Source organism: Dactylosporangium sp. CA-052675 (assembly GCF_050947935.1).
Lineage (GTDB): Bacteria > Actinomycetota > Actinomycetes > Mycobacteriales > Micromonosporaceae > Dactylosporangium.
In genome coordinates this window covers 9,588,859-9,601,132 of the sequence record NZ_CP192010.1, presented here as the reverse complement: position 1 = coordinate 9,601,132, position 12,274 = coordinate 9,588,859, and the positions used below count along the sequence as shown (strand labels likewise).

Annotated in this window: 10 protein-coding genes; 8 read left to right on the top strand and 2 right to left on the bottom strand. The window is 71.2% G+C overall.

Going from position 1 to position 12,274, the window contains the following annotated elements:
* Positions 1-69 precede the first annotated feature (69 nt).
* The 7 genes from ACQP1P_RS43075 (at position 70) to ACQP1P_RS43045 (ending at position 9,202) form a co-directional block, all read left to right on the top strand.
* Positions 70-1,038: a cation diffusion facilitator family transporter gene (locus ACQP1P_RS43075; RefSeq protein WP_433080426.1), complete on the top strand. Its 969-nt coding sequence runs from the start codon at positions 70-72 to the stop codon at positions 1,036-1,038.
* 2 nt (positions 1,039-1,040) lie between these two features.
* Complete coding sequence (manA, locus tag ACQP1P_RS43070; RefSeq protein WP_433080424.1) at positions 1,041-2,189, top strand: mannose-6-phosphate isomerase, class I; 1,149 nt, start codon at positions 1,041-1,043, stop codon at positions 2,187-2,189.
* Positions 2,190-2,533: 344 nt separating this feature from the next.
* Positions 2,534-4,000 carry an adenosylhomocysteinase gene (gene ahcY / locus ACQP1P_RS43065; protein WP_433080422.1) on the top strand — a complete coding sequence of 489 codons (1,467 nt, stop codon included), beginning with the start codon at positions 2,534-2,536 and terminating at the stop codon, positions 3,998-4,000.
* Between the two features lie 138 nt (positions 4,001-4,138).
* Positions 4,139-4,981 carry an iron uptake transporter permease EfeU gene (efeU, locus tag ACQP1P_RS43060; protein ID WP_433080420.1) on the top strand — a complete coding sequence of 281 codons (843 nt, stop codon included), beginning with the start codon at positions 4,139-4,141 and terminating at the stop codon, positions 4,979-4,981.
* 39 nt (positions 4,982-5,020) lie between these two features.
* Positions 5,021-6,166: an iron uptake system protein EfeO gene (efeO, locus tag ACQP1P_RS43055; RefSeq protein ID WP_433080418.1), complete on the top strand. Its 1,146-nt coding sequence runs from the start codon at positions 5,021-5,023 to the stop codon at positions 6,164-6,166.
* A gap of 17 nt (positions 6,167-6,183) precedes the next feature.
* Complete coding sequence (gene efeB / locus ACQP1P_RS43050; RefSeq protein WP_433080416.1) at positions 6,184-7,422, top strand: iron uptake transporter deferrochelatase/peroxidase subunit; 1,239 nt, start codon at positions 6,184-6,186, stop codon at positions 7,420-7,422.
* Between the two features lie 22 nt (positions 7,423-7,444).
* A complete protein-coding gene (locus ACQP1P_RS43045) occupies positions 7,445-9,202 on the top strand; it encodes an ABC transporter family substrate-binding protein (protein WP_433080414.1) in 1,758 nt (585 codons plus the stop codon).
* Between the two features lie 59 nt (positions 9,203-9,261).
* Here the strand turns inward: ACQP1P_RS43045 and ACQP1P_RS43040 are convergent, their stop codons facing one another.
* Entirely contained in the window at positions 9,262-10,230 is a 969-nt protein-coding gene (locus ACQP1P_RS43040; RefSeq protein ID WP_433080412.1) for an RDD family protein, read from the bottom strand.
* 93 nt (positions 10,231-10,323) lie between these two features.
* Between ACQP1P_RS43040 and ACQP1P_RS43035 the strand changes: the two genes are divergently transcribed.
* On the top strand, positions 10,324-11,322 hold the full coding sequence (locus ACQP1P_RS43035; protein WP_433080410.1) for a stage II sporulation protein M: 999 nt from the start codon (positions 10,324-10,326) through the stop codon (positions 11,320-11,322).
* Here ACQP1P_RS43035 and ACQP1P_RS43030 read toward each other — a convergent pair.
* On the bottom strand, positions 11,279-12,244 hold the full coding sequence (locus ACQP1P_RS43030) for a LysR family transcriptional regulator (protein ID WP_433080408.1): 966 nt from the start codon (positions 12,242-12,244) through the stop codon (positions 11,279-11,281). The genes ACQP1P_RS43035 and ACQP1P_RS43030 overlap by 44 nt on opposite strands.
* Positions 12,245-12,274 lie beyond the last annotated feature (30 nt).

Sequence of the window (12,274 nt, the reverse complement as noted above, 5' to 3'; positions counted from 1 at the left end):
AAGCGGAGGGGCCTCTCACCAATCAACTCAGTGCGATGCCCCGCATCGCCGTGGCGAAGCGGAGGCGATGTGAGTACCGAGGGCGGGACGAAGGCAATCCTGGCGGCGCTGGCCGCCAACCTGGGCATCGCCGTCACCAAGTTCGTCGCGTTCTTCCTGACCGGGTCGTCGTCGATGCTGGCCGAGGCCATCCACTCGGTGGCCGATTCCGGCAACCAGGGCCTGCTGCTGCTCGGCGGCAAGCAGGCCTCGAAGCGGGCCACCGCGCGCCACCCGTTCGGCTACGGCCGCGAGCGGTACATCTACGCCTTCATCGTCGCTGTCGTGCTGTTCTTCGTCGGCGGCGTCTTCGCCATCTACGAGGCCTGGCACAAGATCTCCCACCCGGAGCCGATCGAGTCCTGGCAGTGGGTGCCGGTGGCGGTCCTCCTCGCGGCGATCGTCATGGAGGGCCTGTCCTTCCGCACCGCGATCGGTGAGACGAGGAAGATCAAGGGCAAGGCGACCTGGGTGCAGTTCATCCGCCGGGCCAAGGAGCCGGAGCTGCCGGTCATCCTGCTCGAGGACTTCGCGGCCCTGCTCGGCCTGGTGCTCGCGCTCTTCGGCGTCGGGCTGACCCTGATCACCGGCAACGGCATCTGGGACGGCATCGGCACCGCGGCCATCGGCGTGCTGCTCATCGCGGTCGCGGGCGTGCTGGCGGTCGAGATGAAGAGCCTGCTCGTCGGCGAGGCGGCCACCCCGGACCAGGTCGCCGCGATCGAGCGGGCGATCGTCGACGGCCCCGAGGTCGAGCGCGTGATCCACATGCGCACCGTGCACCTGGGCCCGGACGAGCTGCTGGTCGCGGCGAAGATCGCGGTCCGGCACAACGAGACGGCCGACGAGATCGCCCGGGGCATCGACGCCGCCGAGGCCCGCATCCGGGCCGCGGTGCCGATCGCCCGCGTGATCTATCTGGAGCCCGACATCTACCGCGCCGCCAAGGCCGGCGAGGCCGACCAGAACACCGTCCCGACCAGCGCGGAGGCGCACTGACCGTGGAACTGCTCGACAGCCCGATCCGCAAGTACGCCTGGGGCTCGCGCACCGCGATCGCCACGCTGCAGGGCCGGCCCACGCCGACCCCGGACCCCGAGGCCGAGCTGTGGATGGGGGCCCACCCGGCCAGCCCGTCGCGGCTCGCGGTGAGCGGCACCTCGCTGGTCGACGCGATCGCCGCCGACCCGCGGACGCTGCTCGGCGCGGCCAACGTCGAGCGCTTCGGCACGCGGCTGCCGTTCCTGCTCAAGGTGCTCGCGGCCGCCCAGCCGCTGTCGCTGCAGGCGCACCCGACGCTGGAGCAGGCCCGGGCGGCGCACGCGGCCGGGCACCAGTCCTACGTCGATGCCTGGCACAAGCCGGAGATGCTGGTCGCGCTGACCGACTTCGACGCGCTGTGCGGCTTCCGCGACCCGGCGGCGGCCGCGGCCGACCTCGCCGCGCTCGGCGTGGCGCGGCTCAAGCCGACGATCGACGCGCTGAGCCAGGCCGACCCGGCCGCGGCCCTGCACGACGCGGTCGGGGGCCTGCTCGGCCATCCGGACGCGGATCTCGTCGGCGAGGTCGTGGCCGCGTGCGGCCCGCGGGCGGCCGAGAAGCCGGCCTACGACCTGGTCACCGGGCTTGCCGAGCAGTATCCGGGCGACAGCGGGGTCATCGTGGCCACGCTGCTCAACCGGATCCGGCTGCGCCCGGCCGAGGCGGTCTGGATGCCGGCCGGGAACCTGCACGCCTACCTGCGCGGCGTCGGCGTCGAGATCATGGCCGCCTCCGACAACGTGCTGCGCGGCGGCCTGACCCCGAAGCACGTGGACGTCGAGGAGCTGCTGCGGGTGCTGCGCTTCGAGGTGCTCGACGAGCCCGTCACCCACGCGGAGGACCTGGGCGGCGGGCTGTCGGCCTACCCGGTGCCCGTGCCCGACTTCGCGCTGCACCGGGCGGTGCTCGGCGCCGACCGGCCGGCGGTGCGGCTGCCGGGCTCGGGGCCGCGGATCGTGCTGTGCACCCGGGGCTCGGTCCGGGTCGACGACGGGGCGCTCCCGGTGACGCTGAGCCCCGGCCAGGCGGCGTTCGCGCCGGCGAGCCGGCCGGAGCTCGCGCTCAGCGGGTCCGGCGAGGCCTTCCAGGCGGCGACGCCGCTGACCTGAGTTCACCCACTCGGGCGGACTCGCGCCAAGCGCGGGCTGTTGAACCGGCCGCGTCGCGTTCCTCGCGGCGCGGCCGGTCTCGTTACCCATCCAAGGTGTCCGAATTCGGAGCATTTGCTGGACATCTTGAGTTGCGCAGAGTAGTGTCATGGCTACGCAGGGTTTGAGACAGCGCTCCAAGCCAATGCGGGGGAACCAAACCGGGGGGAAGAGCGGGGCGGTGGGAGCAATCCCGCCGCCCCGCTCGCTGTCCCGGTCACTTCGGGCCGGGGCGATTGGAAGGCTCTCCGGTCGCCGCGTACCGTGAAGGGTCGCCGTACGCCTCTGCAGACCAGGAGATCGCATTGACCAGCACGCTGCCGCCGAGCACCGTCGCCGACGGTGACTTCAAGGTGGCCGATCTGTCCCTCGCCGCGTTCGGGCGCAAGGAGATCCAGCTCGCCGAGCACGAGATGCCCGGCCTCATGGCCATCCGGCGCGAGTTCGCCGCGACGCAGCCCCTGAAGGGCGCGCGGATCACCGGCTCGCTGCACATGACGATCCAGACCGCGGTGCTGATCGAGACGCTCGTCGCGCTCGGTGCGCAGGTGCGCTGGGCCAGCTGCAACATCTTCTCGACCCAGGACCACGCCGCCGCCGCGATCGCCGTCGGCCCCGAGGGCACCCCCGAGAAGCCGGCCGGCGTGCCGGTCTACGCCTGGAAGGGCGAGACCCTCGACGAGTACTGGTGGTGCACCGAGCGGGTGCTGCTCTGGCCCGACGGCCAGGGCCCGAACATGATCCTCGACGACGGCGGCGACGCCACGCTGCTGGTGCACAAGGGCGCCGAGTTCGAGGGCGCGGGGGCCGTGCCGTCGCCGGACACCGCCGACTCGGAGGAGTACGCGGTCATCCTCAAGCTGCTGCAGCGCTCCATCGGCGAGGACAACCGCCGCTGGACCCGCGTCGCGGCCGGCATCAAGGGCGTGACCGAGGAGACCACCACCGGCGTGCACCGCCTCTACGAGATGCAGCAGGCCGGCACCCTGCTCTTCCCGGCGATCAACGTCAACGACTCCGTCACGAAGTCGAAGTTCGACAACAAGTACGGCTGCCGTCACTCGCTCATCGACGGCATCAACCGCGCCACCGACGTGCTCATCGGCGGCAAGGTGGCCGTGGTCTTCGGCTACGGCGACGTGGGCAAGGGCTGCGCCGAGTCGCTGCGCGGCCAGGGCGCCCGGGTCATCGTCACCGAGGTCGACCCGATCTGCGCCCTGCAGGCCGCGATGGACGGCTACCAGGTCGCCACGATGGAGGACGTCGTCGAGACCGCCGACATCTTCATCACCGCCACCGGCTGCCTCGACGTCATCACCGCCGAGCACATGGGCCGGATGAAGCACCAGGCGATCGTCGGCAACATCGGCCACTTCGACAACGAGATCGACATGGCCGGCCTGGCCCGTCGCTCCGACGTGACGCGGATCAACATCAAGCCGCAGGTCGACGAGTGGAAGTTCGACGACGGTCACTCGATCATCGTGCTGAGCGAGGGCCGCCTGCTCAACCTGGGCAACGCGACCGGTCACCCGTCGTTCGTCATGTCCAACAGCTTCGCGAACCAGACGATCGCGCAGATCGAGCTGTTCACGAAGACCGAGGAGTACCCGATCGGCGTCTACACGCTGCCCAAGCACCTCGACGAGAAGGTCGCCCGGCTGCACCTGGACGCGCTTGGCGTCCGGCTCACCGAGCTGACCAAGAAGCAGGCCGAATACCTCGGCATCCCGGTGGAGGGCCCCTACAAGGCGGACCACTACCGCTACTGAGTCCGATCGTCAAGGGGCCCCGCCGGAGTACTCCGGCGGGGCCCCTTGGTGTTCAAGTGCCACAAGCTTGTAGGACATGCCGGTGAGGTCTAAGGTAATGCTGACCTAAGTAAGACAAGGCTTACCTGCGGAGCTCGAATGACCGCCATCTACCTGATCGGCCTGCGCGAGGGGCTCGAGATCACGCTCGTGGTCTCGATCCTGGTCGCGTTCCTGGTCAAGAGCGACCGCAAGCACCTGCTGCGGTGGGTCTGGACCGGCGTCGCGGTCGCGGCGCTGCTCTCCATCGGGGTGGCCGCCCTGCTGCAGGCCGGCACCGCGTACCTCTCCGGCCCCCACCAGGAGATGGTGGACGCGATCGCCTCGCTGATCGCTGTCGTGTTCGTCACCTTCATGATCTTCTGGATGCGGCGGATGGCCCGCCAGATGGCCAAGGAGCTGCGCGGCAAGCTCGAGGACGCGATCCAGGTCGGCCCCTTCGCGGTCGCCGGCATGGCCTTCCTGGCCGTCGCCCGCGAGGGCCTGGAGACGTCGATCCTCTTCTTCGCCGCGGCCCAGGGCGCCGATACCTGGCAGCCGATCGTCGGCATCTCGCTCGGCCTCGCCACCTCGGTCGTGCTCGGCTGGCTGCTCTACGCCAGCGCCATCCGGATCAACCTGACGAAGTTCTTCACCTGGACGGGCGCGCTGCTCGTGCTCGTGGCCGCCGGGATCTTCAAGTACGGGGTGCACGACCTGCAGGAGGCCAACATCCTGCCGGGGCTGAACAACCACGCGTTCGACCTCTCCGGCGCGCTGCCGCCCACCGCGTGGTACGCGGAGCTGCTGCGCGGCATGTTCAACTTCACGCCGCAGCCGTCCGTGCTCGAGACCATCGCCTGGATCGCCTACGGGGTGCCGGTCCTGGTCCTCTTCCTGCTGCCGCTGCTGCGCCGACCGGCATCCGAGCCGGCATCGAAGCCGGTCGTCTCCGAAGCCTGACGCCGCACCACCCCCTCTTCCATGTCTCGTAGGAGAACCATGCGTACATCACGCCTGCTCGTGATCGGTGCCGTACCGGCGCTGGCCGTCGCGCTGACCGGCTGCGGCGACGACAAGAGCGGCTCCGGGGCCGGGGCCGAGGCCAGCTCCAACGGCAAGATCGCCGTCACCGCCACCGACTCCGAGTGCAAGGTCGAGCGGACCGAGACGGCGTCCGGGCCGGTCACCTTCTCCGTCAGCAACAAGGGCGGCAAGGTCACCGAGTTCTACGTGTACGCCACCGGCGACCGCATCGTCGGCGAGGTCGAGAACGTCGCGCCGGGTCTCACCCGCGACCTCATCGTGGAGCTGCCGGCCGGCACCTACGAGACCGCCTGCAAGCCGGGCATGGTCGGCAACGGCATCCGCGGCCAGTTCAAGGCCACCGGCGAGAGCAAGCCGCTGACCGACGACGCCAAGCTCGCCCAGGCGACCAAGGACTACCAGACGTACGTGAAGAACAACACGGGCGCCCTGATCGACAAGACGACCGAGTTCGTCAACGCGGTCAAGGCCGGCGACGCCGAGAAGGCCAAGTCGCTGTTCCCGATCGCCCGCACCTACTGGGAGCGCATCGAGCCCGTGGCCGAGAGCTTCGGCGACCTCGATCCGGCGATCGACGCCCGCGAGGCCGACCTCGAGCCCGGCCAGGAGTGGACCGGCTTCCACAAGATCGAGAAGGACCTCTGGGTCACCAAGGACATCAGCAAGTCCGGCCCGACCGCCGACAAGCTGCTCGAGGACGTCAAGACCATCGTGAGCAAGGCCGAGACGGTGCAGCTGTCCCCGATCGAGCTCGCCAACGGCGCCAAGGAGCTGCTGGACGAGGTCGCCACCGGCAAGATCACCGGCGAGGAGGACACCTTCTCGCACACCGACCTGTGGGACTTCCAGGCCAACCTCGAGGGCTCCCGGGCCGCGATCGCGGCGCTGCGCCCGGTCATCGAGGAGAAGGACGCCGCCCTGGCCAAGAGCCTGGACGAGAAGTTCGCGGCGGCGCAGGCGGAGCTCGACAAGTACCGCAACGGCGACGGCTGGAAGTTCCACAACGAGCTCTCCGAGGCCCAGCTCAAGTCGCTGGCCGACGCGATCAACGCGCTCGCCGAGCCGATCAGCAAGGTCGCCCCGCTCGTCGCCTCCAAGTAACGACCGGAGTTCTCGCCATGGATCGTCGCAAGATGCTCGGACTCGCCGGAGCCGGGGCCCTCGGGGCCGCGGCCGGCGGAGCCGTCGGCCTGCAGGTCTTCGACGACCCGCCGCCCGCCCGGGCCAACGACCCGGGCGCGGCGGTGCCCTTCTACGGGGCCCGGCAGGCCGGGATCGTCACGCCCGCCCAGGACCGGCTGCACTTCGTCGCGTTCGACGTGATCACGGAGAAGAAGGCCGAGGTCGCCGAGCTGCTGCGGAAGTGGACGGCGGCCGCGGCCCGGATGACGGCGGGGCGGGACGCCGGCGCCATCGGGGCCGTGAACGGGGTGCCGGAGGCGGCGCCCGACGACACCGGCGAGGCCATCGGGCTGCCGCCGTCCGGGCTGACGCTGACCGTCGGCTTCGGCCCGACGTTCTTCCGCACGGCCGAGGGCAAGGACCGCTTCGGCATCGCGGACCGGCGCCCCGAGGCGCTCGCCGACCTGCCGAAGTTCGCCAAGGACGCGCTGAAGCCCGAGATCTCCGGCGGGGACATCTGCGTGCAGGCGTGCGCGCACGACCCTCAGGTGGCCGTGCACGCGGTGCGCAACCTGGCCCGCATCGGCTTCGGCGTGGTGAGCGTGCGCTGGTCGCAGCTCGGGTTCGGCCGGACTTCCTCGACGTCGCGGACCCAGCAGACCGCCCGGAACCTGTTCGGCTTCAAGGACGGCACGGCCAACCTGAAGGCCGAGGACACGAAGCTGCTCGACGAGCAGCTCTGGGTGCAGCCGGGCGACGGCCCGGAGTGGATGACCGGCGGCTCCTACATGGTCACCCGCAAGATCCGGATGGTGATCGAGACGTGGGACCGCACCTCCCTGGCCGAGCAGGAGGCGATCATCGGCCGGAACAAGGGCGAGGGCGCGGCGCTGGGCAAGGCGGGCGAGTTCGACGAGCCGGACTTCTCGGGTGAGACGATCCCGCGGGACTCCCACGTGCGCCTCGCGCACCCCCAGTTCAACGACGGGGCCCGGCTGCTGCGCCGCGGCTACAACTTCGTCGACGGCTCCGACGGCCTGGGCCGGCTCGACGCGGGCCTGTTCTTCATCGCGTACCAGCGCGACCCCCGCAAGCAGTTCGTGCCGATCCAGACCCGGCTGTCGCGGCAGGACGCGCTCAACGAGTACATCCGGCACGTCTCCAGCGGCCTGTTCGCCTGCCCACCCGGAGTCTCCGCCGCGGACGACTCGTGGGGTCGTGCCCTCTTCGTCTAGGCCCGCCCCCTATGGTGGCCGGGTGGCGTTTGTAACTGGAAGGCAGATGCGGGGCTCGATCGCGGCGCTGGCGGCGGCCGCGCTGCTGCTCGGCGCGTGCACCGGCGGCGGCTCCAGCAAGCCGTCACCGACGGCCACCATCGGGTTCGCGGACTGCGAGAAGAACCCGACGACCTGCAACGGTGGCGATCTCAAGCTCGGCGGGGCGTATACGTACGGCCTCGAACAGCCCATCGCCAACTGGAACGTGAACACCCGCGACGGCGCCTCGCCCGCGACCAAGCAGGCGCTGTCGGGCCTCCTGCCGCAGGTGTTCAAGGTCGACCCGCAGGGCCGCCTCCAGCTCAACGCCGACCTCGTGAGCTCGGCCGACATCACCAACCAGAACCCCGAGACGATCGTCTACAAGATCCGTCCCGACGCGGTCTGGAGCGACGGCATCCCGGTCACCGCCGACGACTTCGTCTTCGCGTGGAAGCAGAACTCGGGCAACCCGGCGCACTGCTCGAACTGCACGCCCGCGGCCACCGCCGGCTACGACGTGATCAAGAGCATCGTCGGCTCCGACGGCGGCAAGACCGTCACGATGACCTTCACCGACGGCAAGACCTTCGGCGACTGGAAGGGCCTCTTCTCCAACGACGGGCTGTACCCCTCGCACCTGGCCACCAAGCAGGGCTTCGACCTGACCAAGCCCGCCGGCGTCGCGGCCGCGTCCGACTGGTTCGCCCGCACGGTGCCGACCTGGTCCGGCGGCCCCTACCAGGTCGACAGCTACAACCAGGGCCAGAGCCTGGTGCTCAAGAAGAACGACAAGTGGTACGGCAAGATCAAGCCCAGCCTCGACACCATCACGTTCAAGGTCATCACCGATCCCAACGCGATCCTGCCCGCGCTGAAGGCCAAGGAGCTCACCGGCATGTCGCCGCTGCCGAGCCAGGCCCTCGTCGCCGGCGTGGCGGCCACCCCCGGGGTGATCTACTCGGTGGGCGAGAGCTACACGTGGGAGCACCTGACGCTCAACGTGCGCAACAAGTACCTCGCCGACCCGGTCCTGCGCCGCGCGCTGTTCACCGCCGTGAGCGTCAAGACGGTGGTCGAGAAGACCTACGGCGCCTTCGACAAGAACCTCAAGCCGCTGGGCAGCCACAACTTCGTGCCCGGGGACACCGCCTACAAGGACGTGATCTCCGGCACCGGCCAGGGCACCGGCGACACCGAGAAGGCGAAGAAGCTGCTCACCACCGCCGGCTACAAGCTGGACAACGGCCGCCTGTCCACGAAGGCGGGCGAGGCCGTGCCGGCGCTGCGGCTGCGCTACGACAAGGGCAACGCCACCCGGGCGGCCGCGGCCGAGCTGATCTCGGCCGCGCTGAAGAACATCGGGATCGACGCCCACCCCGAGGCCGCCGACAGCCTGTCGCAGACCCTGACCTCCGCCGACTTCGACCTGGCGCTGGCCGACTTCGTCAACGGCCCGCTCTACCAGGGCGCGGCCGAGCGGCGCTGGGCCACCGGGGCCGTGGGCAACTACGGCGGGTACTCGAACCCGGAGCTGGACCGGCTGGTGCACTCGGCGGCGACGGACGTGGACCCGCGGCACGCGGCGGACCTGCTGAACCAGGCGGACGACCTGCTGACGAAGGACGCGTACGTGCTGCCGCTCATGCAGCGCCCGACGCTCACGTTCACCTACTCGGAGTACGCCAACATCCGCGACAACCCGTCCGTGTGGGGACCGACGTACAACATCGGGGAGTGGGGCCTGCGCTCCGCCTGATGCTGATCCCCTGGTGCTGATCCCCTGATGCTGATCCCCCTGATGCCTTACCCGCCTGGTCAGACGTGCGGGACCGGCGGGCGCGGCATCGGCGGCCGGTCGGCCGGCGGCTGCGGCGGCGCCCACGAGCTGGTCACGTTGGGCTGATACTTCGGGGGCGGCAAGCGCGGCGTGACGACCGCGTAGAGCCCGGGCCACACCGCCGCCGAGGCCGCCCGGGCCTTCGCCAGGCGGTGGCTCGACCGCCGGTGCCGCTCGGCCAGGACCGCGGCCAGGTAGGCCCAGCCCGGCACGCCCGGCGGCGGCGGGGGCGTCGTGCGCTGCGACACCTCGTGGGCCAGGGCCTGGCCCAGGGCCGTGCGCGCGGGCTCGGCGATCTCGCGGTTGCGGGCCAGGAAGTGCCGCACGGCCAGCGCCAGGCTGTCGTCCAGCCCGGTCAGGTCGAGCAGGGCGGCCCAGCGGACCAGGGGCGGGGGCATGGCCGGGACCCAGCCCCAGCCGGCCGGGGTGCGCTCGTGGATCACGATCGTGCCGGCGACGAGGTCGCCGATGCGCTTGCCGCTCGGGTTCAGCATCAGCACGCCCAGGCTGCCCAGCCAGGAGACCACCGGGAAGAGCAGGCCCGGCCACTCGATGGCCAGGCCGACCAGGGCACGGGCGAGGGCGTGGCGGAAGCGCACCGGGCCGCCGTCGTCGCGGACCACGCGCAGGCCCATCGCCGCCTTGCCGGGCGTCCGGCCGCGCAGGAGGGTCTCCCAGAACACCGGATACCCGATCAGGGTGACGGCCATCAGGATCACGATGATCGCCTGGAACAGGCCCCCGTCGAAGACGTTCGCGCGCAGGGTCAGCCAGACCACCAGGCCGGTGGCGAAGAGCAGCGCGATCAGCAGCAGGCACTGCAGCGCGATGTCGAGCATCAGGGCCAGGACGCGGGAACCGGCCCGGGCCACGCGCACCTCGAGCTCGACGGCCTCGCCGCTGACGAGGCGCTCGCCGGGGGCGGCCGCGGCCGAGGGGTCGGTCATGGCTGACAGTTTGCTACAGCCGCGCACCTCGTGGGGGCCGCAGCCACGGAGAACGGGCACCCGGGGCGTGCGGGCGCCGTCTACGCTGCCGGAGTGGACCTGGACGCCTTCGTCGCCGAGCACAACGTCGAGTGGCGGCGCCTGGAGGAGCTGGCGAAGCGCCGCAAGCTCGGTGCGGCCGAGGCGGACGAGCTCGTGGCGCTGTATCAGCGCGCCGCCACGCACCTGAGCCTCATCCGCAGCCGCTCGCCCGACCCGATCCTCGTCGCGCGGCTGTCCCGGCTGGTGCTGAGTGCCCGCAACGCGCTCACGGGCGCCCCTTCGTTCTCGCCGGCCACGGTGGTCCGCTTCTTCACCCACACCTTCCCGATGGCCGTGTACCGCGCGTGGCCCTGGTGGTGCGGCGTGGCGACCGCGTTCTCGCTCTTCACGTTCGCGCTGATGGGATACGTGGCGGCGAACCCCTCGGTGGCCGGGTACTTCCTCTCCGACGCCCAGATCAGCGCGCTGGTCAACGAGGAGTTCGAGGGCTACTACAGCCAGTACCTCCCGCAGAACCAGTTCCTGCGCGTGTGGACCCACAACGCGCTGCTCACCGGCGAGTGCCTGGCCTCGGGCGTGGTCTTCTTCCCGGTCGTGTACCTGCTGTTCCAGAACGCCATGAACGTCGGGCTCATCGGCGGGGTCATGATCGGCTACGGCCGCGCCGACACGTTCTTCGGGCTGATCGTCCCGCACGGCCTGCTGGAGCTGACCGCCGTGTTCGTCGGGGCGGGCGTGGGCCTGCGCATCGGCTGGTCCTGGGTGGCCCCGGGCCCGCTGCGCACCCGCGGCCGCGCGCTGGCCGACACGGCGATGGAGGGCATGCTGGTCGCCCTCGGGCTCGTCGCCGTGCTCCTGGTCAGCGGGCTGCTGGAGGCGTTCGTGACCCCGGCGGGCATGCTGCCCTACATCGTGCGCGACTTCATCGGCTTCGTGGTCTGGGCCGCGTTCCTGGTCTACGTCTTCGTGCTCGGGCGCCGGGCCCACCTGGAGGGCGCGTCGACGGCTATCGAGGGAGAGATCGCCCAGGAGTCGCTCCCGGCCGCCTGACCCACGCGGGCGTCCAGACCTCGCATGCGGGGGCCGCGTACTTCGCGACCGCGTACGAGCGCAGCCGGTCGAGTCCCGGGTGCGGGTTGTCCAGGCGCCACAGCAGCGACATCGGGTAGATCGGGGCCGGCCCGCGCACCGGGATGCGGCGCAGGTCGTACGCGTCCGGCCACATGTACCACGAGCCCGCCCCGACCAGCGTGGACACCGTGGGGGACTCGGCGATCTCGGCCAGCAGCGCCTCGTTGCCGAAGATCGGCCCGACCACGTCGATCGTGAGCCCGAAGGCGGCGGCGAGCTCGTCGTAGTACGCGGCCCACTCGGTGCCGGGGGCCAGCCCCGGCATGCGGATGCGGTGCCCCACGAGCGCCGCCGGCGTCACCGACCCGGCGTCGGCGAGGGGGTGGCGCGGCCCCACGAGCAGCTCGTGCGGCTCGTCGATCACGCGGGCGGCCCCGATCCCCTCCGGCAGCCGGTGGGCGGGCCCGGGCACGGCGTGGAAGGTGGCGTCGACCGTCCCGGCCTGCAGCGCCGCCACGGCCGCGTCCACGTCGCCGCTGAGCGTCACGACGTCGAGGTCGATGCGGGGGTACTCCCGGTAGAACTCCTGCAGCAGCACCGCCGCGGCGATTCGGCGGTTGACGACGTCGACGCGCAGGGCCCGCCTCCCGGGCCGCACCGAGGCGTCCGCGCGCTCGGCGACGCGCAGCAACTCCCGCGCGTGCGGCAGGAACGCCTGCCCGTCGACGGTGAGCCGGGCGCCGCGGGCCGTGCGGGTGAACAGGCGCACCCCGAGATCCCGCTCGAGGGCCGCGATGCGCTTGGACACGGCCTGCTGCGTGACCGCCAGCTCCGCCGCGGCGCCCTGGAACTGCCCGGCGTCCGCGGCGGCGACGAAGGTACGCACGGCGTCGAGATCCACGCCGCCGACCCTATGCGCACAACGGGCCGT